This window comes from Pedobacter westerhofensis (genome assembly GCF_900182595.1).
Lineage (GTDB): Bacteria > Bacteroidota > Bacteroidia > Sphingobacteriales > Sphingobacteriaceae > Pedobacter > Pedobacter westerhofensis.
On sequence record NZ_FXTN01000009.1, the window covers coordinates 140,973 to 163,098 of the forward strand.

A 22,126-nucleotide genomic window follows, 5' to 3' on the forward strand; every position below is an offset into this window, starting at 1 on the left:
TGTTAAATTGCGATATGCAGGTGTACAGCGGTACCCGGGTAATCTATATCCTGCTGGGTACCTACTCTTAGTGTAACATAGTTTGTTTTCTCCCTGTTAAACTCAAGGATACGCTGGTTCAGGATGTCAGTTGCCATGGAGCGGTGCATTTTATTATTGGCATGCTCCCCTGTAAAATCGGCTCCCGGGCCATTATCCATGATAAAAATATGTATTCCGTCTGATTTCTGTTTAATCACAATCCTGATCTTACCATTCTGGTGATCCTTAAGGCCATGTACAACTGCATTTTCTACAAAGGGCTGCAGCAGCATTACCGGGATTTCTATATTTTCAGTTTCAATGTTTGGGTTCACATTGATTTCATAAGTAAAGCCAGGATGGTGATTAAGCTGCTGCAAATGAAGGTAATTGTCCAGGATCTCTATTTCCTCATCCAGTGCGATCAGATCTTTATCAGAATTTTCCAGGGTTAACCTGATCAGTTTGCTGAAGCTGTTCAGATATTCCATTGATTGCTCCTGATCCTTCAGATAAATAAACCGCTGAACACTTTGCAGCGCATTGAAGATAAAATGAGGGTTCAGCTGCAGTAACAGCAGCTGGCGTTTAATCTGCGATTTTTCCAGCGCTTCTTTAATGCTGTAGTTTTTTACTCTCAGATAGATCAGGACGGATACCAATAGGATGATCAGCACCCCTGCAATGATCAGGAAGAGCTGTTGCCTGAGTTGTTTTTTCTGCCTGATGTTCTCATGTTCCAGGTTATTGATGCGGCCCTGTTTTTTTAATGACTCATAATTTGCGGTTATCTCGGCTACCTTTTGTTCATAGTTTAGCTTTGAAAGCGAATCTTTAACAGTATCATATTGCTCAAGATACTTTAATGCTTTAGGCAGGTTGGCCAGGGATTTATGGGCATGGTATAAGTTAAAATAGAGCTGTTTTCTCTCCTGAGGATTTGCGCTTTTAAGGGCGGTATCATAACAATTGATCCCTTCTTTATATTGTTTGGTCTGCACCAGGGCGTAACCAAGGTTATTCAATGTGATAACCGAGGCCGGTTGTTTTAAGCCGCTGCGTATTGCCAGACTGTTTCGGGCATTGAGGATGGCGCTGTTCCAGTCTTTTTCTTCGATAAAATAATTGCTCAGGTTTGTACGCAGTACAGCTTCGAGGGGCAAATTGTTCAGTTTCCTGGCCAGGCTTATGCCTTTATTAAATGTATTTACCGCGAGTTTTTTTTCTTTAAGCTCCGCATATACCCCTGCGAGGTTGACAGTAGTCTTAAGCCGGTCAAGGTTTTCTGTTTTATTGGAAGAAAGTGCTTTTAAATAATATTCACGTGCTTTTGGAAGTTCTTTCAGTATGGAGTAAACTGTGCCTACATTAGTATAAACCTTAGCCAGGCCGGCAGGATCATTCGCAGCCTGATACTCATCCAGGCTAAGGAAGTAATTTTGCAATGCTTTATCCGGGTTTCGCTGCATCAGGAATATATTTCCGATCAAAGAATAAGCCTTTGCCATGGTAACTTTATCATGTGCTGCTTTCCCTTTGTTTAAGATGTTCCTCAGCGTGGCGCTGGCCTGGTCAAACTTTTTTAACTGAATGAGAGAGTCTGCTATTGTAAAATGATGAAGCTCTGATAAATGAGCTTTATTGGGTTGCGCCTGAATATCAAAATTGCAGAATAAGATGACGGCAATAAAAAAAGTTCTCAAGGGCGTTTGATTTTATTTATTTAACCCAAACCTAATGTAAAATGAGGTGCTATCAAAATTTTGAATGGTATTATTAGTGTTGTTTTTGTTTAAAGAAGAAGATATTCTGTTCTACATTTTAACACTTAAGAGCTGTAAGTTGTGCTTCGGCAAATCAATTTGTATTAAGATATCGACCATTCTGTTTGAATTATGCAATTAATGCTTCGATTATTGCAATCTGCAGGGTGCTTATCCGATCTATATTTGTATAATCAAACATAAACAGACCGCTATGAAAACATTATTCAACCAACATCAAAACTATTATCCCTTCTATAGCTGCAAAAAATCTGCAGACCAACGCTATAGTTTAGAACAAATAAGGGAAAAAGCGATTACTGATCATATCAAATCGATGGCGAAAGAAAAACAACAGGATCAGCGTGAGGAATTAACTGATTTAATGATTATTATTTATCTGTAGCCGGTTAAATGAAGAAAATGTACTTACATAGAGGAAGTTCTGAAGGGAAACACCGGGATTATGGGTTCTTTATCTATATTTTTCTGGTGTTGATATTTACGTGCCGTTTATTGCTGGAGTTTTTCAGTAATATTTGAAAGGCGTAATCTTGTTATGCGGCTGTTCTGGCCGGTAACGAGCTTGTTTCCGCTTGGCTTGGCTTTTGTTTATTAGAGCTTCACAGCTACCCCACTACTACCATACTACTGTTTCTGACTACCCCCGGGGGTATTCTAATCGCAGTTTTGTTTTTTTAAGTAGTTACTAAACTGGATTTATATGCAAAACGCAGCTCTGCTTGCACAAGGTGCTTCTAATATCTTGATTTGCAATTATTCTTTTAGGGGTTTTAGGATTTTGACATACTTTTTAAGTTCTTTAAATGCTTTGGGATGTTGATTTTCATTAAGTGTAATCAGAATAACTCCATTTTTGCCTTTTGCCTTATATTTCAGCTCCGCTTCAGGATTTTTCATAACACTAATAGACTTGATTTGATCAGGATTTATTATATCCTTATGCGCAGTGTCCAGTTCATATTCCTTCTCATCATGAATAATTACATATAGTGGAGTTGCTCTTTTCCTTAAAGGTCCGTCAAGATGAATGATTGGCGCTGCTCCTTTTTCTAATCTATTTTGTGCAAAAGATGTCAGCCCCATGAAGGTAAAGATGACCAGGATTTTTATTGACTTCATAAAATCTAAAGAATTTGATTTAGTTATCTTAAAGATAAACAAATCATCTGCAAATAGCGGATTTCTTAGTTACCCTGTAGAGGTAAATTTATGTGTTTCAATAATCGCGTACTTCAAAGTCTAAATGTTTCCAGCATATTCGACAGGAATGATCGGCATCTAATTTGCGGCGTTCTGCGCCATTTGTATTGAAAACAAGATTAAAGGGGTTGAAGGAAACATAAGCAAACATTACCTTGCTTATTACTCTGGATCATAAAATAAAGTCAAAGAAAAGCGCCTTAAATATTCCTAAAGGCGCTTTTTATCTTTATATGTGTCCCCGAAGGGATTCGAACCCCCATCGTTGGTACCGGAAACCAAAATTCTATCCATTGAACTACGGAGACAGTTTGGCGAAGATAGGAAATTATGTATTGATTTCATTTATTTTTCAAAAATAGAAATTGAGCCCTATCTGCTTTATGTCCCTGTTATTTCTGCAAGAACATCACAGATCTGCAATAGTCAGGATGATCCTGATTACTGATGTTTTCCTAAATTTCCTGTCATTGACAAGATCTCAAATGTATAGCTGAGCTGTGTCTTATTTTTCTGGTAGGTCTGCAATGCATCCCATAAGCTATTAAATTTGATTTCCTTCAGATTATTCTTTACATCGCGGCAGAAAGCAATCACACCATGGTCTTTCCATTCATTGCTGCTGGTAGAAAGTTCGATGTAGGGATAAGATTCACCTTTTGAAAGCAGGGATATCTTAAAACTCTCAAGGATATCGGTAAGGAGTCTGAAAGGTGTTTCACTGTCCCGGTAAAGGTCTGGGAAAAGATCATCAAGGTGAATGGTATTGATATTCTGTTCGAGGGTTGCAACCTGTTTAAGAAAGGCTACCCTGATCTTGTCTGCAGATTCATCAGGTACAGATAGTTCTACCTGCAGTAATTTCACTGCCTGCAGTGCCTGCGCCATAGATTTTCTGGACTCTTCGTTGTCTGTTTTCAGATACAGCTTGTGTGCAGACTGAAATCGCTCTATTGCTTCTAAACTTGTCATCAGTAAAGATGGAGCATTAAAATAATTTTTGATTGAAGGTTTCATAAATCATCTATTGCTGGCAGTAATCAGCTCATCACTAAAACTGCAATGTTACCACTTATGTAAAAATAGTAATTTTGTTGAAAGTCAGGAATATTTTGTAAATTAATTTTATGGAATCCAACTACTTGTAGTCAAATTTATCTCATTTGGCACTTTGTTGCAAACGTCCTATCCTGGTTTTTATTTTTTTAGTAAGATAATAGTACATTATCATTTCATGCATACGCTGGTCAGTACTGAAAAGTCTGTTCGTGTGCATATGAAACAGGTCGAATAACATTTTTTCCTTTTCAATACCATCACATTTCTCCAGTACGTCTAAAAAATATTTACAGATCGCTGTGATTTTTTTCTGGTTTGTTTTTTTGGGATGTACCGCCTCAGTGTCTGCGATAAATTTTTTATATCCCACGTTAATCTGTTTAGACCCTTCAGAAGGAATTGCTATTTCAGCAGCAAACTGCGCGGCCATTTTCTCAGTAAAACTGAGTTGCTCTTGTGTGCTAAATCCGGCCGAATGCATTACCTCTTCAATCAGCAGGATGGATTGATGGTAATAAAAGTTAACCGTGCCTGTTGTGCCAACCAGGTATAAGACATAACTGCTGTTCCTGCCAAAACATTTTTCTACCAGGTCTATTCTTTCGGGGCCGTAACGCTCCATCTCCCTCTGGTACGTTTTTAACTGCAGATCCGAAACCATGCCCGATTTAAAATATGGACTAAGCAGATGAGACAGGCCGGAGACCAGTTCTGCAATGTCGTCTTTCTGCCTGGCTTTCAACCTTAACCGGATATGGTATGAGGGATCGCCGTAGCGTATAAAGAACCAGTTTTTCAGCTTCTTTTTTACCATTCGGAGGTAATCCCTGGCAATGAGCAGCAACAGGGCATCACTGTTTCCCGGCTGACAATAAATCTCAAAATAGACCCACTCTTCTCCGGGCAAAAATGCACTTTTTATGTGTGGATGATCTACCTGGTTTTGCAATGGGTAGGGCTGGTATACCTGCTGGCGGTGTTCAAAATTGACGATAAACTCAGAAAGATAAGGCTGATGACGGTCATCATGCACCGGATATGGAGCGGAAATGAACGTTTCCTCAATGTAAAGGGCAGCCCTGTTTTTACAGAACAAAAGAAAGGCTGTTAAATCTTCTGTATGAGCAGGATTAAAGATCAGTGTCTGGTCTGCAAAACCACATTTGAAGCAATTTTTCAGGTTAATATCATAGAGCCACTCTTTGCATGCCGGTAATGCCTGTTCCATATTTTTCCAGTTACAAACATGATTTGGAATCAACCATTTTTCGGGCGACAAAACCACATTTTTGTACTGCAGCCTCTGGTAATGTATCAGGCCCGGGAACATCTCTGTGAGATTAATGTTCAGGTCAGAGCGTATGTTCTGATGTTGGAGGTCTGAAAGAAACCGGTAGACCGAAAGATCCGACCGAGTATAGTTATAGGCAGAAGCCAGCTTAGGAACAATGCGTTTTTTGTATTTAAGGGAATGAAGGACAAGTTCGTCATTCTCCACGCTAAGCAGGATATCATCAGGATCAATAATTTGATTACTTTCTGACCAGCTTAAAATTGGTACTTCATATTCATAAATAGATTTTCTGCGGTTGATATTGTCGGCATTTTTTTCAATCTGATAGGCGATGTCGAAAAACAGAACACCAGGATTTGCGTCCTGTTCCAGCCGGGCAAAGTTGTTCCCTGTAAAAGTAATTTCATCACTCGCCATGGAGAACCTTCCTAACAGGGCATTTGCCGTACATCCGCCGATTTGCCTGATGATCAGGTTTTCTCCGTCATAATGTAACATCACACTAAACGTATTGGGCAAGGATACCTGGTTTTGCTGATCTTCATCTTTAAACTGTTCCAGTTGTACCGTCTTTTGCTGCATCATCCCATTCAGCAGAAACTGATGCAGCGCAGAATAGCCTATGCTGTTTGCTGAGGGCCGGACCTGCTGTCTGTATATTTTCAGGTCCTGTATCAGCTGATCTTCTTCCTTGTTTTGTGTGAGCGACCGATAACCAATGCCAATTTCCGGATCCATGGCCACCATTAGCGGAATCTTCTTTTGCTCAAACCTTTTAACGAATTTAGTCTTAAAATCCTTTAAAGAGCTGTTGTCGGACGGAACTAAATACTGATTCAGAAAGCTGATGATTTCCCGGATGATATGCAGGGGTTTTTCCGGGATATGTCCCGATGTGTGTTTCCGCTCTGCAATGATATAATCGTTTTTTTTTTCTTCAAAAGTAAAACCCAGCCTGCTGAAATAATCCGTACCTGTGATATTTGGCTGAAAGTCAGTGAGCAGCAACTGAGTGCCTATTAATTGTTCAATAAAGTAGTTGCTGAGTGAAAAGCTCAGGCGATGAGTACTGTGTAAAAAATCGCGCAGCTCAGAAAGGGTTCTTTGCAAGCGGCAAAATTTGAGTGTTTCTGTTATGGTCCGGGAAGCAGATATAGCGGAAAGTTCAAAAGCGCCGTCTTCAATGTTCAGATACCGCAATTCATTTCCGCTTACATATCCCGAAGTATTGGTCCTCACAAACAAAGCATGGTTGCTAAGATATTTGGGGTCGAAGTTAATCCGTTCTTTTTCCTGCCAGTTAGGAAAGCGGTGTTCGATTGTTGAGGCCGATAAAATGATCTGTCCGGGCTGTTCCTGTCTCAATACCGGAACCAGAGAGAATGCTGCAAAATTACCATAAGGGGTAGCCCTGAACTTTGCACGGTTAAAATACTTCCAAATCGTAAATCTGATTTTGATATCCAAATCCCCCAGACCAGAATAATCCAGATCTTTAATCACTTCAAAAAATGCAGGCGACGATTCATGGATATATTCTTTTAATTTATCCCATACAGCGCCGGGTTCTTCATGAACAGAAAATACTGGCGTACGACAAATACTGAGAGGCGAGAATGTTAACTTCATTTTCCAAAATCAATTACAATGTTAATAAATTAATACTAAAGATATGAAATTGGTAATTCAGTTTAATTATTTTGTATTTTAATTTTTATATAAACTTTGAATAAATTATCTACGGTTTCATGATGAAATTCATACCGGTTTTTATACGCCTGATCCAGCCTTGATCTGATATTTAACAGACCCTTATTGTGGCTTACTGCTGTGCTATTTCGATTTTGCAGATTGCTGGTTTGTAGGATAATGTGTTCACTTGTTGTTTGTACAAAAATTTTTGCAGGATACTTTTCATCCGAAAGGTTTCCATGTTTAAAAATATTTTCCACCAGCGTGAGCAAGACAATTGGGATAATTGAGACCTGACTATCGTGCAACTGTTTAGTGTAACTGATGTTCAGTTTATGGTTAAAGCGCAACTGATTCAGTTCAATTATATTTTCTACCTGCTCCAGTTCCTTTGTCAGTTTAATCGTTTGCGTATTGCTGTCCAGTGCAAAGCTCATAATTCCGGATAATCTCATTACCGCCTGGTCTGCTTCTTCAGGATTTTTCTTTGCAGCGTATTTAATAAAACTTAGCGTATTGAAAAGTAAGTGAGGATTGATTTGCGCCCGGAGGAAGTCTTGTTCTGCGCGAAGCAGTTCGTTTTTTAGTTTTTCATTTTCTATGGCTTGTGTAAAAGCTTTTTCTTTTCTTTCGTAATAGCTGTATAGGAAGTAATATCCAGTTCCATACAAAATAAAGGTCATTCCTCTATATAATGTAGGTATAAGATATCTCCGCTGTAAAAAAGAATCCTGATAGTAAGAATACCCCATGTTTTTGAAAAGTATTGTAAACGAATAGGTTATGAAGAAATAAACAGCTAATTCAAGGATAGTGAAAAATGGAATATATAGAATATCGGAAAATCGATTATAATATAATCTCTTAAGTACAATGGCGGAATGGAAATAAAAGAGACCAATATTCAGGGAATAAAATAAAAAGTAAACAAGAGAGGGAAGAAGATTGGTGACCAGTGAGGTCATCGCGATCTCGTAAAAAGCAAATATTAACCAGCAAAGTATGTGTACCTTATATTGCTTGGTAAAGTCTGATATAGAGCTTGTTATACTCATTTCATATAATAAATAAGGTATGTAATATAATAAATTAAGGCAATTTTTATTTCTTAAATATCCTTGGGTTCATCATTTAAAAATATAGTTATGAACCTAAGTAAAAGAAATTTCAAAGTATCAAAAAAGACATTGTTTGTTTTTAAAAACCAATCTGGTATGAGACCGTTTATAATCAGTTCTGATCAGAACACTTCCTTCTCAGTTTTGACGTCAGGCACTGTTCTACCAAAGCATCACCATTAACAATTTTACTATGACTTTAAAGTGTGTTTCTTCAAAAAATCAAGGAACACACTTTTATACTTTTCACCAATCTGATAACTTTTACCGTTCGCAATCCTGGCAATATTCCCATCTACACGGTCCAGATAATTGAGGGAGATAATAATCGACTTATTGATCCTGAAAAATACATCCATAACCTGTAATTTATCTTCCATTGCTTTCAGTCCGATATATGTGATCTCATGACCGGTTGTGGTATGGATCATGATATAATTCAGCATTGCTTCTATGTAGACAATGTCGCTGTACTTGATTTTGATGAAACTGCTTTTCTGGCCCCCTTTGATAAAAAGGAACTGATTTTCATCACGCTGCAGTTTAATAATATCCTGGAACTTATTACCCAGGTCTTCGATCTTTTGAGTAAAGGAGAGATAGGTAACCGGTTTCAGCAGGTAGCCGTCAGCTTTGGCACCGAATGCTTCCGGAGCATACTCACGATGTGCAGTAACGTAAACGAGGAAATGACAGTAATTGCTCATAATGTCTGCCGCATCAATACCGTTCAGCACAGCCATGCTGATATCCGAGAAGATAATATCCACATGTCCTGTTTCCTGCAGATAAGCTATCGCGTGCCTTGCATCCGAAAATGTAGACAGAAGATTTAAACTGGGAACCTGGGCAATCAATTCGCTCAGTTCATCTACAGCATGTGGTTCATCATCGATGACAATACAACTCATTATCATAAGGACATTATTTATGTAGGCAATCAACTAACAACTAGACATAAAGATACAACCATTAGGAATAAAGTGTTCATATTTTGATGAATATTGCTTTGTCATATAATATTTTACCCCTTTCATATAAGTTTTTCTTATCAATTCATCGTCCATTCTATCTTGGAATTATTAAACGGAATGAACCAAATGTCTACCAATGAAGCCGTTGTGAGCTTTGTTTTGCAGTTGAGCAGCACAAAGTTCACAACGGCTTAATTACCCCAGTCTTAACCAAATATATCCCTGATGAAAAATAAAGAAAATACTAAACGGAAGCTTCTCGACGCTGTAGGTAACATTATCAGAACTGAAGGATTTACCGGATTAGGCGTCAACAAAGTGGCTAAATCAGCTAAGGTGTCTAAAATCCTTATTTACCGGTACTTCGGCAGTTTCAGTGAATTATTACGTGTCTATATCCTGGAAAAGGACTTCTGGAAAAACTATCTTTCAGATCATACAACAGAAGAAGAACAAGGCCTTCAGTTGTCTGTACGCGAACAGGTTTGCAAGATACTCGCAGAACAATTCAACAACTTTTACAATCACTGTGAAATGGAGGCGATGCTGGTGATGGAGATCTCCAATGCTAATGCTTTGATTAAAAACCTGGTTAGGGACGAGAGCGTAGCTGCACCCTCTCCTTACAGCGGTGTAGTTTCTACATTGTTGCTGGCAGGCACAGATCATCTGATTCTTGCCGAACAAGACAGTAACAATGTCAATCAGCCTGAGGATTCTTCAATGCGAAAAACCGATCTGATGCAATCGATTGGGCAGATTGTAAACTGGACTTTAGGCTAATTTTATGGCTTTGTAAAACTCCATTTATTTTGTTCTTTCTGTAATGCGTTTTTAAAAATAAAACATCACTTTTGCAGTCTTGAAAAAGCAGTAAACGATGTAAAAATAAAAGCGGTAATTATGGAAGAAAAGGTTGTTGAAGAGGTTGTTGAACTGATTGAGCGTAACGTTGAGGGAGAATTAAGAGATTATTTGGATGCACTCAATATATCAGATGTAGAGCATTTAATAGACGATCTTCCGCAATACGCAGTAACCTTTATTGATACCATATCCGTTAAAAGGGCGGTAAATGTTTTCAGGATCCTGGATTTTCCAACTCAGGAGAAGATTATCAAAAAACTTCCCGGAGAAAAACTTGCTGAACTCATCAACCTGCTGCCACCTGACGACAGGACTTCCCTGTTCTCTGAGCTAAAAGGAGATGCTGTAAAAAAGCTGATCATCCTTTTGCCGGCTAAGGACAGGGTAGAAGCGCTATCCCTCTTAGGTTATAAAGAGGATAGTGTTGGCCGTTTGATGACCCCGGATTACATCGCTGTTAAGAAGGATTGGACTGTTAAAACGGTTTTGGCGCATATCAGAAAGTACGGCAAGGACTCTGAAACGATCGATGTGATCTATGTGATTGATGAAAATGGTGTGCTCCTGGATGATATCAGGATCCGGGAGATCCTACTGGCTGATCCCGGTGTACCGATTGTTGAATTAACCGACAACCGTTCTATTGCACTGAATGCAAATGATCCCCAGGAAGAGGCGATCAATGTTTTTAGAATGAACAACAGAGTGGCACTTCCTGTGACGGATGATAACAATGTACTGCTGGGAATCGTAACTGTAGATGATATTCTTTGGATTGCCAATGAAGAATACACCGAGGATATGCATAAGATCGGGGGCACGCAGGCACTTGACGAGCCTTATCTTGATATGCCGATCTTTGGACTGTTTAAACGTAGAATAGGATGGCTGGTGGTTCTTTTTCTTGGAGAAATGTTGACGGCAACAGCTATGGCACATTTCGAAGCGGATATTGCCAAGGCAGTGGTGCTGGCAATGTTTGTTCCGCTGATCATCTCGAGCGGAGGGAATAGTGGTTCCCAGGCTTCTACACTGATTATACAGGCCATGGCGCTTGGAGAAATTACTATTGGCGACTGGTGGCGTGTAATGAGAAGGGAACTGATCTCAGGACTAATGCTCGGGATTGTCCTGGGCGCGATTGGATTTCTGAGGATTTTTACCTGGACGCTTTTCTCAGACTTGTACGGACCGCACTGGGCACTGCTGGGTGTCACCGTAGGAATTGCGCTGGTGGGCGTAGTCTTATGGGGATCTCTCGCAGGATCAATGCTGCCGCTGCTCTTAAAGAAACTGGGTGCCGATCCCGCAACATCTTCCGCTCCTTTTGTCGCTACACTGGTTGACGTTACGGGACTGATTATCTATTTTTCTGTAGCGGTCATGTTCCTTACAGGGGTCTTGCTGTAGCTGTAATTGAGTATAACAAAGTATATTTATACATAGATATCTGTAGCTATAGGTATCTATGTATATTGAAAAATCTGATACCCGCGATGCTCCCCGCAAGCCGGTCTAAACTTTTTCTGAGCTCCGTCAGTTTCCCTGAACGTATCAGCCAGGTTATAATTAAGCCAATCAGCATGTCCGAATTATTTAACTAAACCTGCAAAGCGCTGATAAAATGCTGTCGGGCTTTTCTCATTCTTAGGTTCAAATTTTCCGGCAATGATTGGCAGGTAGATTACCCTTCTGCGGCTTTCTTCACCTGTCACTGCAGATTGTGCAACGCGGTGCCAGAGCCTTCCGTCATGGATCGTTAGGTCGCCTGCGTTGGGAACGATAGCCACTTCCTTTTGGTCGGCCTTGTTGTCGAGGAAGTACCTTTTCCGAAATAACATGTTGTATAAACTTTGCTTGTGTGTCCCCGCCAAAACCCTTAAGCCTCCATTTTCCGGTTTTACATTGCTGAGGTGTATCCCTACATTCAGCATTGGGTTTAGCCTTGCACCCTGGAAAATATCCCTGAGGCCGTCGGTGTGCCAGCCCATTTGGGTAAACTTGCTGTCAACTCCGTTTACATAATGGTTTAGTACCATCCCGTCTTTTTCCTCTGTGCCCAGGCGGGCTCCGGGACCGATCAGGTCCAGTAATATTTCAAATCTTGGATCATGTGTTAATCCTGCAAATAATGGATGGTGCTGGTTGATGAAAGCAAAGCGCTGCACCAATGGCGAGCCATCGAGGTCTTTTCCGTATTTTATTGGTATGCCGTTTACTTTAACCCTTTGCTCGGTGATCCATTGCTTCTGAACCTGTGATGAGGCTTCGATAATATCATTTACGGTTTCCTGTCTGATGAAATTTTTGAAATGAATAAAACCGTTCCGGTTGAAAAATTCTTTTTGCTCAGCGGTAATTTCACTGCCTAAAGTGAATTTTATAGATAAGTTGTCCATGACTGTAAATTTTAATACGAATGAATAAATAAGATAGTAGCGCCCCAAGCCTGTGAAACGGGCCTGGAGGATGTTGATTAATCAATAAGGGATTTAGAGATTAACAGCAACAACAGCAACATACAGCCCTTTGAGAAAAGGACATTCGCATTGAGCATGCGCTATGGATATGTTGGTTGTTTGTCATCTGAAATAAAGTCTACTTAATTAGTAGTCATTACAAATGTAGTAAAATATTTGTCCAAACAAATTTTATTTGAGATATTTTTCAGGGCAGGATATCTTATGGGGCATTTGGCTAACGGCTGTACAAACCCGCGCCAACCCGCTCAACAAGGGCCTTTGGTAAATGGCCTGCGAAAAAAGAAGAAATCTTATTCATAAAGCCCGGTATGATCTCTGCCTTTTTACTGAACATTCCCTTTAGGCCGCTTTGTGCCACCTCTTCGGGCAGCATATTAAATTTCTCTGCGAGATCGGCGAAAGCATCCAGACCGGCACGGCTGGCAAAAGCAGTATCAGTAGGACCGGGGCAGAGACAGCTAACAGACACAGATGAGTGCTGTAGCTCGTATCGTATCGCCCGGCTGTAATTGAGAATAAAGGTTTTGCTGGCCGCGTATAATGAGAAGCTGGGAAGCGCCTGGTAAGCAGCAGTACTGGATATATTTAAGATGTATGCCTGCTTTTGTTGTTTGAGCAGGGGTAGTAAATGGTACGTTAATTCCACTACTGCATTGATATTTAGCTGAAGCATATTCATTTGATCACTGAGCGGCAACTCTGTAAAAACTCCCCATACCCCGTAGCCTGCACTGTTGATGAGGATAGATAATTCTGAGGTGTAGGAGCTGCACCAGTCGGCTACTTTTTCGGCGGCACCATTTTCAGAAAGGTCGGCAGGAAGACACGCTGTCTGAATACCATACTCTTTTTGCAGTAAGGCTGAAAGCTCCTGAAGATCTTTTTCTGACCGGGCAACCAGCAATAAATTATAGCCGGCTTTTGCAAGCAGCAGGGCGATTGATTTTCCGATGCCTTTGCTGGCACCTGTGATCAGAGCGTATTCAGTCATGTTCGGTAAATTTAGTTTGGTAAAATAACAGCTTTAATTCTCCAAATCATAATATGAGATGAAGATGAGGAAATCCCTGGCTTTATATTATTATACAAATGGCCGCCCTAAAAACGAAATGAGTGATAAAGTTCATGCTACACTCTTTAAAGACAGGGCAGGGCTAAAAGATGATACCATCAAAGAACCGGTAACCGTAAAGGATGTAATCCGCGAGCTGGTTCCGCCAGTGCTTTTTAAAGCTGCAAACAAATATTTAAATAAAGCGGAACAGTAATGTCTCCTGATAAAAAATCCCGGTTTAACCTTACAGCTAAAGCGGGATTTTTATGAAGTTATATTTTATTATACGTTAAACCTGAAGTGCATGATATCTCCATCTTCCACAACATAGGTTTTTCCCTCAACACCAAGCTTTCCGGCATCTTTACAGGCGTTCTCTGAGCCTAATGTCACGAAGTCAATATACTTGATGACCTCAGCACGGATAAATCCTTTCTCGAAGTCGGTGTGGATCACACCAGCTGCCTGCGGTGCAGTAAAGCCTTTAGTGATTGTCCATGCCCTTACTTCCTGTACTCCCGCTGTAAAATACGTATACAGATCAAGTAAGCGGTAAGCAGCTACGATCAGCTTATTCACACCGGATTCCTGTAGGCCCAGGTCAGACAAAAACTCCTGGCGTTCTTCATAGCTTTCAAGTTCTGCAATCTCAGATTCTATTTTAGCAGAAATAATCAAAACTTCGGCATTCTCATCCTTTACAGCTTCTTTCACACGGTCAACATATGAATTTCCGTTGATCACAGAATTCTCATCTACATTACATACATACATTACCGGTTTTTGGGTGAGTAATCCCAAGCCCTCGATAAAGTCAAAGTCATCTTTTTCAAGTGCTGCAGAACGCACTGATTTTCCGCTTTCCAAATGTGGTTTGATCACACTTAAAACCTCAAACGTACGTTTTGCTTCTTTATCAGTTTTAGCTAGTTTTTCAACTTTCTGAATACGTTTTTCAACGGTATCAAGATCTTTCAGCTGCAGTTCAGTATCAATAATTTCTTTGTCGCGTATAGGATCAACAGAACCATCTACGTGGATCACATTTCCATCATCAAAACAACGCAATACATGTATGATCGCATTGGTAGCCCTGATGTTCCCTAAAAACTGGTTCCCAAGTCCTTCACCTTTTGATGCCCCTTTTACTAAACCAGCGATATCAACAATTTCAATCGTATTAGGTACTACACGATTAGGTTTTACCAGTTCTTCGAGCTTGGTTAGCCTTTCGTCAGGTACGGTAATTACACCGATATTTGGTTCAATTGTGCAAAACGGAAAGTTTGCCGCCTGAGCTTTTGCGTTTGATAAACAGTTAAACAGGGTAGATTTCCCAACATTTGGTAAACCAACTATACCACATTGTAATGCCATGAATGATTATTTTCTTGATTTGCCGCAAAGGTATCAATTTTTTTAAATGCCTGATGCAATAAACTTGCGCCAGACCCAAATATTCATTATGTTTAACAACTTAAATATAAGTTTTAATCTATCCCAGCAATATGGACAACTTTGAAGAAATAGAACCGGTTTCGCAACATGAAGATGAAGTGGATGCATTATGGGTTTCAGAGGATGTGCGAAGTTATTTGTATGAGACTGCTAAATGGACAAAATTCCTGGCTATTGTAGGGTTCGTTTTTGCGGGAATGACGGCGATTGGCGCATTTGGCGCAGGTGCAGTATTGAATACTATATCTGCAGTACAGCCAAACAGTCCTTTGATGAAAATCGGTGCGGCAGGCCTGACGGTGATGTATTTGCTTTTTGCCGTCTTCATTTTCTACCCCAGTTATCTGTTGTATAAATTTTCTGCGGCTACAAACCAGGCGGTTTTATTTGCAGATCAGCCAAGTTTATCTGTTGCGATGAGCAAAATGAAATCCTACTTTAAATTCTGGGGAATCCTGACCATCATTATCATTGCATTTTATGCTTTTGCGATCATACTGGTGGCAATAGGAGGCATTGCAATGGCATCCCGATAAAGGTCAAGGCAAAGCCCGCCGGTCTAATACCGGGCAGGGCTTTCTATTTCATGTTTAAAAGTTTTGATTTCTTTGCTCAGCAGTTGCTCAAAATAGGGATTGAATAATCTTGCCAAACCTATTCCTACCCCGCCAACAGGAGGATGGTAGGACAAAACGATCTTAAGGTTTGTGCCCATCCCGTCTGGTATTTGTTCAAACTCTACTTTCCCGACATGCTGAAGTACTGAGCCTTTTGCCGATCTCCATCCGATCAGACGGCCGGGCTCATCTTTCACGATTTCTGCAGTCCAGTCTACCGGGAGAATATTGCCAAGCACCTTGCTTTTCCAGTGCGAAACCTTTTCGCTCAGCATCTTTACATCAAACAAATGATTTACACTGCCTGGAAGATTATTCAGATTTCTCCAATAGGCATAAACCTCTGCCGCATGACGGTCGATCACAAACTCGCCGCGGATATTAACCGCCTGTGGTTTTGTTCCGTCTATATCCAGCTGTTCGTAAAACAGGCAGCGGCCGGTAAAACCTCTGTATGTGAGGTATGCACCATATAAGAATTTTGGTTTAAAAGGATTTCTGAGCCCTTTGCTAAGCAGTATTGCTCCCGCAAATACAGAAACAAATCTTTCTGTCAGACCTACATTCTCATGCTGCTGTTTTTCTATTGAAAAATTACCCGATCGTAATTTAAGATGTTCCTGATGCGTCTCCATATTTATTTCTTTTGTTCAATAGCCTCGCCGATTGCAGCAACTTCTTCATCACTGAGCTCGCCCCAGAGTTGTTCCCATTTCTGATCTTCATCCAGTCTGATCTGTGTGATCTGCTCATCTCCTGATTTGCAGACAAAATATTCTACGCCATCACTGGTTTCATCAGGTTTAACGGTAATCGTTTTGCTTTGTCCGTCCAGGTTGATAACAATGTCAAACTCTGGATTATGTAATTCTAGCTCTGCCATAATTTATCTTTTATATCTAGGTAACAGATTTAGGGCATGAGTGTTTCGGGAACTTGAGTTTAATTGATGGACGCGTTTTTTTTTTGCGCCAGGCGCGCATAAAAAAAACACCTGCAAAAATTAGTCTGCAAGTGTTTATTATTTTAATATCCCGGATTTACCGTCCGGAGATCTGAAAACTTAAAAGCTTAGTTCTGCGCTTCTTCCAGTTTCACGATATTCCTGTAAGGGAATGAAGTGAAAATATGACGGCGTGCAAACCTGCCCGGAGAATCGGCATTGACTAATTTCACATAAATCGCTTTAGGTACTTCAAAATATTCATATGCACTTCCGTCAAGGAAATACACTGTAAGCACCAATCCTGCCCATTTATAGTCAGCAATACCACATGTAGCAGTTGTAGCTGTATATTCTTCAATTGAAAGCGCAAGCGTTTCCGGAGCAATGCTTACCAGGAAATGGTAGGCCTCAATAATTTCTTTACTTTTTACCTCAGCGGCTAATTTAGCTTCGTCGCTTTCCTGAAATTTATCCGGATGATATTCCTTCATTAAATTTCTGTAAATAGTTTTTAACTCTTTAAGTTCGGCATCTTTCTGAACACCCAATAATTTTCTGTAATCAACAATCTTCTTCATAATGTATTTAAGGGGCAATAACTGTTTGTGATTAACAGGCTGAATGGCAGGATCAACCGATGGATCAGGGAAACATTTTCGCAAAGGTACAATTTTAAAAACGAAACTAAGATTAAGGTTATGTTATTGATATTTAATCACTTTTTAATTTGCTTTTAATCCGGCTTTAACTGGCCCGTTTTAATTTTGATTATACCTTTTAAATTTTCAGAACATATGTTCAATTCAACATTACTGGCTGCCCTGGGCACCCCCGAAATCCTGGTGATCCTCGTTGTCGTGCTGCTCCTTTTCGGCGGCAAAAAAATCCCTGAGCTGATGAAGGGACTGGGACAGGGAATTAAAGAATTTAAAGACGGTCAAAACGGACATGAATGAGTTTGGAAATAGATAGTTACCTTTATGGCTCAACTAACACCACTCAGCCCATGTTTAAGATCGGATTAGCAGAAGATGATGTCAAGATTGCCAGCCTTATAAAAACCGGGCTTCAGGAGCATAATTACAGCGTAACCACTATTTCTGATGGCGGTATGGCCTTAAATGCTTTCCAGGAAGAAGACTTTGACCTCATCATCCTTGATGTGATGATGCCCGGCATGAACGGTATCGAAGTATGCCGCCAGCTGCGGGAAACGAATAAAAAAGTGCCTATTTTAATGCTTACAGCCCTGGGCTCTGTAGACGATAAGGTACTTGGGCTCAACTCCGGCGCCGACGATTACCTGGTAAAACCCTTCCATTTCAAAGAACTGCTTGCCAGGATCGAAGCGCTGCTGAGGAGGCATGCCCCGGCCTTTACCCAGCAGAAAAACCTGCTGAGCTATGCTGGCATTATACTGGATACCTACAGCAAAACCGTTCAGCGCGAGGGGAAAGATATCCAGCTGACTGCAAAAGAATTTACACTTTTAGAGCTCTTCCTCAAAAACCCAAACCGGCTACTGTCACGCCAGTACATTGCCGAAAATGCCTGGGATATCAGTTTTGATACCGGTACCAATGTCATCGATGTATATGTAAACTTCCTCAGGAACAAGATCGAGAAAGGATTTGATACCAAGCTGATCCACACTAAAATAGGGATGGGTTATATTATGAAATAAAAAGACAAATGAAGATAAAAGATCGTTTGGCTTTGTATTTTACGCTGATCAGTACCCTAACCCTGCTTTGCGTGCTGATGGTGGTTTATTTTTCCTTCGGGAAAGTCATGGAAACAGAATTCTTTGAGCGGCTCACCGACCGTACAATGGTTACCGCCAAGCTTTATCTGAAAGCGGACGAGATTTCAAGCGACGCACTGAATAAGGTACGCGAGCAATATCTCGAAAAGCTTGACGGAGAAGTGATCCGGATCTATAACGAGCGAAATAACCCTACTTTTATCGGAGACGACCAGCAGTTCTGGACCAACGAAACCATAGATCTGGTGCGGCAGCAGGGCAAAGTGCGCTTTAAAGATGGCAACAGACAGGTTGTCGGGATTTTTTATAAAGACAACCAGGGAGATTTTGTGATCATTGCTTCGGCCATAGACCATGCTACAGAAGTAAGGGTACAGCAGCTTCTGAAAGTCATGATCATTGTTTTTATCGTGATCTTTCTGGGCTTACTGATTTGCGGGCGCTGGATAGCCACACGCATCCTTGCCCCGCTGAATGTGTTCATTGAACAGGTGAAACTGATCAAATCAAATAACCTGCATTTCCGCGTGGAAGAAGGCAAAAACAAAGATGAGATTACGCTCCTCGCGCAGAATTTCAATAACCTGATGGAACACCTTGAGCACTCATTTATCCTGCAGAAAACCTTTGTGGCCAATGCCTCCCATGAGCTGCGGACACCCGTTACCAGAATGATCATCGGTACAGAAATCGCCCTTTCCAAAGAACGTGAAAAAGAGGACTACGCAGCTGCACTGCATTCGGTGCTGGAGGATGCAGAAAAATTAGAGAACATCATTACAGCGCTCCTGAACCTCGCCCAGGCCGATCTGGAATACAGCTCATCCAAAGCCATTGATATCCGGCTGGATGAACTGATCTGGCAGCTGCAGTCAGAATGGAATTATAAGAAGGGAGCCGGAAAGCTGAACGTTGAGATGATCAACCTGCCTCTGGAGGATGAATCCTCCCTGATCATCAGGGCCAACCCAACGCTGTTACAAATTGCACTGGACAATATTATAGGCAACGCCTTTAAATTTTCCGATAATCAGCAGGTTAACTGTGTAATGGAAATGACACCTGCGGGAATCATCCTTACCATCAGCGATCAGGGCGTGGGCATCGCCGCAGATAAACTGGAAGAGATCTTTAAGCCCTTCTACAGTTTATCCGGCAAAGCCGAACATGCGGGCAATGGAATGGGTCTTTACATGGCCCATAAAATCATCACTTTGTTTGGCGGAAAGATCAGCGCTGAGTCATCAATTGGCGGCGGAACTACCTTTAAAATGGCATTTTGTTCATTTTAACCAGTTTTTAATTACCCTTTAATTCACCTTTAATTTTGCCAAATTAGATTTGTTTAAAACAACAAGTCAATGGTAACTACCCCTCTCAAACTTTATCAGTTCATCCTCTGCTTAACCCTGCTAGGTTTCGCAGAACAGGCAGCAGCCCAATCGGCCGATACGCTGCAGCTTAGTTTGCCGCAGGCCGAAAAACTTTTTGTACAGCACAACTATCAGTTAATTGCCCAAAATTACCAGACGGATCAGGCAAAAGCCGATATGATCACTGCCAAATTATTTGATAACCCAACGCTGACTGCCGAAACTCAGTTGTATAACCCTGATACTAAAAGGTTTTTTGAAACCTCCAAAACAAATGGCGAATACCAGGCTTCAATTTCGCAGCTAGTAAAGCTCGCCGGCAAACGCAACAAGAATATTCAGCTGGCCACGGTTGGTGTAAAACTGGCCGAGTACCAGTATTTCGACCTGATGCGCACCCTCAGGTATAACCTCAGGGCAAACTTTTACAAGACATATTATGCACAGCAAAGTGCAAAGCTCTACCAGCAGCAGATCAGTTCGCTGCAAAAGCTGCTTTCGGCTTCCGAAGCACAGTTCAAAGCAGGTAATATCGCCGTAAAGGATGTGATCAGGATCAAGTCACTTGTTTACAGCCTCCAGACAGAATATACCAATTTGGAGAATAGTATAGAAGATATGGAAACCGATCTGAAGCTGATGACCAATATTAAGGCCGACAGCAATATCAGCCTGGTGATGGACCCTGCAGAAGAACAAAATTATCAGCTGGACAAAACTGTATACACTACCTTACTTGATTCTGCACGTAACAACCGCGCGGATCTCAAGCTTACCCAAACGGGTATCAGCTATGCAGAAAAAAGCCTGATGGTACAGAAAGCACTGGCTGTGCCGGATGTTCAGTTATCGCTGGTGTACGACCTTCAGGGAAGCCATCCGAATAATTATACCGGCCTTGGACTAAGCATTCCACTGCCGCTGTTTAACAGGAACCAGGGCGAAATCAAAAAAGCAAAGATCGCTGTTGACGCCGGAAAAAACATGCTGAACCAGCAGGAATCTACTTTAGAAAACGAAGTTTCCAACAGCTATAAAACAGCACTGAGGACAGAGAACCTCTACAAGGGTTTCGACAAAAACTTCAATACAGATTTTGATAAGCTGATCACCGAAGTGATCAAAAACTTTAAAAACAGGAATTTAAGCCTGATCGAATTTATGGATTTCTATGACTCTTACAGACAGAGCACGCTTCAGATGAATGATATGAAATATCAGCGCATGAATGCCAAAGAAGAAATCAATTATGTTACCGGTTCCACTATTTTCAAATAAATTACCATGCAAATTCATCTCAAAAAATTCAGTATGCTTACGCTCAGCATCCTGACGACTGCCATCGTTTTACAGAGCTGTTCTGAACATCCAAAAGAACAGCCTAAAGATGATAAATTTACGCTTACAGACTCACTGGTGAACCGCCTGCAGATAGACACGGTGAGGAATCCAAACAGTAGACCCAGCTTAAGCTTCTCTGCTAAAATAGCTCCCAATGAAGAAACAACATCCAGAATATTCCCGATGGTAAGCGGCAGTGTACGCTCCGTGCCGGTAAAACTGGGCGACCATGTTTCTAAAGGACAGGTTTTGGCTACGCTCGGCAGCCCCGAGATGGCGACCTTTGATAAGGACGCCATCAGCTCATCTGCCGAACTCAATAACGCGAAAAGAACGTTGAAGCAGGCGCAGGATATGTTCAACAGTGGCCTGTCGTCAGCAAGAGAACTGGAAGAAGCTAAAAACGATTTTCTGGTAAAACAGGCGGAAGACAAACGCAGCAGGTCTGTGCTGAGCCTCAACGGCGGCAGCACAAATGGCAGTTATACTTTAAGATCGCCGATCTCAGGGTTTGTGATCGAGAAAAACCTGAACAACAATATGGCCATCAGACCGGATAATAACCAGAGCCTGTTTACCGTGGCAGACCTCTCTACGGTATGGGGTGTGATCAATATTTATGAGTCTGATATCTCAAGCATTCAGCAGGGCGATCCGGTAAAAATTTCGATCCTTTCTTATCCTGATAAAGTCTTTACAGGTAAAATAGATAAAATCTATAATGTTTTAGATCCTGATAGTAAGGTGATGAATGCACGTGTGAGCATCGCCAATCCGGGCCTTTTATTAAAACCAGGAATGATGGCAACGGTACAGATTTCTGCAAAAACAAATAGCGATCTGCCCTCAGTGAATGTCAACAATATCGTGTTCGACGAAAATAAAAATTACGTGCTGGTGCTGGATAAAGTGAAGAAGATCAGGATACAGGAAGTGACGATAGAACGCCAGTCGGGCGACACTGCATATATCAGCAGCGGCCTCAAAGCGGGCGACCGTATAGTTGCTTCAAAAACGGTATTCCTTTACCAGAGCCTTAAGGACTAATTTTTCAGGACGCTAGATTAAACTCATTGT

Annotated in this window: 22 protein-coding genes and 1 tRNA gene; 10 read left to right on the top strand and 13 right to left on the bottom strand. The window is 41.1% G+C overall.

Features of this window, described 5'->3' with window-relative positions:
- Nucleotides 1-2 precede the first annotated feature (2 nt).
- Nucleotides 3-1,724, bottom strand: a complete 1,722-nt coding sequence (locus FN831_RS17815; protein WP_142529542.1) for a tetratricopeptide repeat-containing sensor histidine kinase — start codon at nt 1,722-1,724, stop codon at nt 3-5.
- A gap of 274 nt (nt 1,725-1,998) precedes the next feature.
- On the opposite strand from FN831_RS17815, the gene FN831_RS17820 reads away from it, so the two are divergent.
- Nucleotides 1,999-2,190, top strand: coding sequence for a hypothetical protein (locus FN831_RS17820; protein WP_142529543.1), 192 nt, complete (start codon nt 1,999-2,001; stop codon nt 2,188-2,190).
- A 371-nt stretch (nt 2,191-2,561) separates the two neighbouring features.
- Here FN831_RS17820 and FN831_RS17825 read toward each other — a convergent pair whose 3' ends face one another.
- From FN831_RS17825 to FN831_RS17850, 6 genes are all read right to left on the bottom strand, one after another.
- On the bottom strand, nt 2,562-2,927 hold the full coding sequence (locus tag FN831_RS17825; RefSeq protein WP_142529544.1) for a hypothetical protein: 366 nt from the start codon (nt 2,925-2,927) through the stop codon (nt 2,562-2,564).
- 317 nt (nt 2,928-3,244) lie between these two features.
- A tRNA-Arg gene (locus FN831_RS17830) sits at nt 3,245-3,316 on the bottom strand.
- 133 nt (nt 3,317-3,449) lie between these two features.
- Complete coding sequence (locus FN831_RS17835) at nt 3,450-3,980, bottom strand: hypothetical protein (RefSeq protein ID WP_142529545.1); 531 nt, start codon at nt 3,978-3,980, stop codon at nt 3,450-3,452.
- A 187-nt stretch (nt 3,981-4,167) separates the two neighbouring features.
- Nucleotides 4,168-6,990: a lantibiotic dehydratase gene (locus FN831_RS17840; protein ID WP_142529546.1), complete on the bottom strand. Its 2,823-nt coding sequence runs from the start codon at nt 6,988-6,990 to the stop codon at nt 4,168-4,170.
- Between the two features lie 62 nt (nt 6,991-7,052).
- Nucleotides 7,053-7,736, bottom strand: coding sequence for a sensor histidine kinase (locus FN831_RS27750; RefSeq protein ID WP_185960525.1), 684 nt, complete (start codon nt 7,734-7,736; stop codon nt 7,053-7,055).
- Between the two features lie 626 nt (nt 7,737-8,362).
- Entirely contained in the window at nt 8,363-9,082 is a 720-nt protein-coding gene (locus tag FN831_RS17850) for a LytR/AlgR family response regulator transcription factor (protein WP_185960526.1), read from the bottom strand.
- 288 nt (nt 9,083-9,370) lie between these two features.
- Here FN831_RS17850 and FN831_RS17855 point away from each other — a divergent pair, with 288 nt between their 5' ends.
- Nucleotides 9,371-9,928 (top strand): TetR/AcrR family transcriptional regulator, encoded by a 558-nt coding sequence (locus tag FN831_RS17855; protein WP_142529549.1) that lies wholly within the window; start codon nt 9,371-9,373, stop codon nt 9,926-9,928.
- Nucleotides 9,929-10,048: 120 nt separating this feature from the next.
- Nucleotides 10,049-11,422: a magnesium transporter gene (mgtE, locus tag FN831_RS17860; protein WP_142529550.1), complete on the top strand. Its 1,374-nt coding sequence runs from the start codon at nt 10,049-10,051 to the stop codon at nt 11,420-11,422.
- A gap of 182 nt (nt 11,423-11,604) precedes the next feature.
- On the opposite strand, the gene FN831_RS17865 is transcribed toward mgtE, so the two are convergent.
- The gene (locus FN831_RS17865) at nt 11,605-12,411 is read right to left on the bottom strand and encodes a phytanoyl-CoA dioxygenase family protein (protein WP_142529551.1); all 807 of its coding nucleotides are present in this window, start codon (nt 12,409-12,411) and stop codon (nt 11,605-11,607) included.
- A 298-nt stretch (nt 12,412-12,709) separates the two neighbouring features.
- On the bottom strand, nt 12,710-13,486 hold the full coding sequence (locus FN831_RS17870; protein ID WP_142529552.1) for an SDR family NAD(P)-dependent oxidoreductase: 777 nt from the start codon (nt 13,484-13,486) through the stop codon (nt 12,710-12,712).
- 58 nt (nt 13,487-13,544) lie between these two features.
- Here FN831_RS17870 and FN831_RS17875 point away from each other — a divergent pair, with 58 nt between their 5' ends.
- Nucleotides 13,545-13,763, top strand: a complete 219-nt coding sequence (locus FN831_RS17875) for a hypothetical protein (RefSeq protein WP_142529553.1) — start codon at nt 13,545-13,547, stop codon at nt 13,761-13,763.
- 68 nt (nt 13,764-13,831) lie between these two features.
- Here the strand turns inward: FN831_RS17875 and ychF are convergent, their stop codons facing one another.
- A complete protein-coding gene (gene ychF / locus FN831_RS17880) occupies nt 13,832-14,926 on the bottom strand; it encodes a redox-regulated ATPase YchF (RefSeq protein ID WP_142529554.1) in 1,095 nt (364 codons plus the stop codon).
- A gap of 131 nt (nt 14,927-15,057) precedes the next feature.
- On the opposite strand from ychF, the gene FN831_RS17885 reads away from it, so the two are divergent.
- Nucleotides 15,058-15,543, top strand: a complete 486-nt coding sequence (locus tag FN831_RS17885) for a hypothetical protein (protein WP_142529555.1) — start codon at nt 15,058-15,060, stop codon at nt 15,541-15,543.
- Between the two features lie 23 nt (nt 15,544-15,566).
- Here the strand turns inward: FN831_RS17885 and FN831_RS17890 are convergent, their stop codons facing one another.
- The 3 genes from FN831_RS17890 to FN831_RS17900 form a co-directional block, all read right to left on the bottom strand.
- Entirely contained in the window at nt 15,567-16,259 is a 693-nt protein-coding gene (locus FN831_RS17890) for a YgaP-like transmembrane domain (RefSeq protein WP_142529556.1), read from the bottom strand.
- 2 nt (nt 16,260-16,261) lie between these two features.
- A complete protein-coding gene (locus FN831_RS17895) occupies nt 16,262-16,507 on the bottom strand; it encodes a hypothetical protein (RefSeq protein ID WP_142529557.1) in 246 nt (81 codons plus the stop codon).
- Nucleotides 16,508-16,695: 188 nt separating this feature from the next.
- Nucleotides 16,696-17,148, bottom strand: a complete 453-nt coding sequence (locus FN831_RS17900; protein ID WP_142529558.1) for a KTSC domain-containing protein — start codon at nt 17,146-17,148, stop codon at nt 16,696-16,698.
- A gap of 216 nt (nt 17,149-17,364) precedes the next feature.
- Here FN831_RS17900 and tatA point away from each other — a divergent pair, with 216 nt between their 5' ends.
- From tatA to FN831_RS17925, 5 genes are all read left to right on the top strand, one after another.
- Complete coding sequence (gene tatA, locus FN831_RS17905; protein WP_142529559.1) at nt 17,365-17,526, top strand: twin-arginine translocase TatA/TatE family subunit; 162 nt, start codon at nt 17,365-17,367, stop codon at nt 17,524-17,526.
- Between the two features lie 50 nt (nt 17,527-17,576).
- Entirely contained in the window at nt 17,577-18,254 is a 678-nt protein-coding gene (locus FN831_RS17910) for a response regulator transcription factor (RefSeq protein WP_142529723.1), read from the top strand.
- A gap of 8 nt (nt 18,255-18,262) precedes the next feature.
- Entirely contained in the window at nt 18,263-19,627 is a 1,365-nt protein-coding gene (locus tag FN831_RS17915) for a sensor histidine kinase (RefSeq protein WP_142529560.1), read from the top strand.
- Nucleotides 19,628-19,696: 69 nt separating this feature from the next.
- Nucleotides 19,697-20,986, top strand: a complete 1,290-nt coding sequence (locus FN831_RS17920) for a TolC family protein (RefSeq protein WP_142529561.1) — start codon at nt 19,697-19,699, stop codon at nt 20,984-20,986.
- Between the two features lie 6 nt (nt 20,987-20,992).
- Complete coding sequence (locus FN831_RS17925; protein ID WP_142529562.1) at nt 20,993-22,096, top strand: efflux RND transporter periplasmic adaptor subunit; 1,104 nt, start codon at nt 20,993-20,995, stop codon at nt 22,094-22,096.
- Nucleotides 22,097-22,126: the final 30 nt, after the last annotated feature.

Coding starts and splice junctions, on each gene's coding strand:
- FN831_RS17820 (WP_142529543.1), top strand. CDS start 1,999: ATGAAAACATTATTCAACCAACATCAAAACTATTATCCCTTCTATAGC.
- FN831_RS17825 (WP_142529544.1), bottom strand. CDS start 2,927: ATGAAGTCAATAAAAATCCTGGTCATCTTTACCTTCATGGGGCTGACA.
- FN831_RS17835 (WP_142529545.1), bottom strand. CDS start 3,980: ATGACAAGTTTAGAAGCAATAGAGCGATTTCAGTCTGCACACAAGCTG.
- FN831_RS17840 (WP_142529546.1), bottom strand. CDS start 6,990: ATGAAGTTAACATTCTCGCCTCTCAGTATTTGTCGTACGCCAGTATTT.
- FN831_RS27750 (WP_185960525.1), bottom strand. CDS start 7,736: ATGACCTTTATTTTGTATGGAACTGGATATTACTTCCTATACAGCTAT.
- FN831_RS17850 (WP_185960526.1), bottom strand. CDS start 9,082: ATGAGTTGTATTGTCATCGATGATGAACCACATGCTGTAGATGAACTG.
- FN831_RS17855 (WP_142529549.1), top strand. CDS start 9,371: ATGAAAAATAAAGAAAATACTAAACGGAAGCTTCTCGACGCTGTAGGT.
- mgtE (WP_142529550.1), top strand. CDS start 10,049: ATGGAAGAAAAGGTTGTTGAAGAGGTTGTTGAACTGATTGAGCGTAAC.
- FN831_RS17865 (WP_142529551.1), bottom strand. CDS start 12,411: ATGGACAACTTATCTATAAAATTCACTTTAGGCAGTGAAATTACCGCT.
- FN831_RS17870 (WP_142529552.1), bottom strand. CDS start 13,486: ATGACTGAATACGCTCTGATCACAGGTGCCAGCAAAGGCATCGGAAAA.
- FN831_RS17875 (WP_142529553.1), top strand. CDS start 13,545: ATGAAGATGAGGAAATCCCTGGCTTTATATTATTATACAAATGGCCGC.
- ychF (WP_142529554.1), bottom strand. CDS start 14,926: ATGGCATTACAATGTGGTATAGTTGGTTTACCAAATGTTGGGAAATCT.
- FN831_RS17885 (WP_142529555.1), top strand. CDS start 15,058: ATGGACAACTTTGAAGAAATAGAACCGGTTTCGCAACATGAAGATGAA.
- FN831_RS17890 (WP_142529556.1), bottom strand. CDS start 16,259: ATGGAGACGCATCAGGAACATCTTAAATTACGATCGGGTAATTTTTCA.
- FN831_RS17895 (WP_142529557.1), bottom strand. CDS start 16,507: ATGGCAGAGCTAGAATTACATAATCCAGAGTTTGACATTGTTATCAAC.
- FN831_RS17900 (WP_142529558.1), bottom strand. CDS start 17,148: ATGAAGAAGATTGTTGATTACAGAAAATTATTGGGTGTTCAGAAAGAT.
- tatA (WP_142529559.1), top strand. CDS start 17,365: ATGTTCAATTCAACATTACTGGCTGCCCTGGGCACCCCCGAAATCCTG.
- FN831_RS17910 (WP_142529723.1), top strand. CDS start 17,577: ATGTTTAAGATCGGATTAGCAGAAGATGATGTCAAGATTGCCAGCCTT.
- FN831_RS17915 (WP_142529560.1), top strand. CDS start 18,263: ATGAAGATAAAAGATCGTTTGGCTTTGTATTTTACGCTGATCAGTACC.
- FN831_RS17920 (WP_142529561.1), top strand. CDS start 19,697: ATGGTAACTACCCCTCTCAAACTTTATCAGTTCATCCTCTGCTTAACC.
- FN831_RS17925 (WP_142529562.1), top strand. CDS start 20,993: ATGCAAATTCATCTCAAAAAATTCAGTATGCTTACGCTCAGCATCCTG.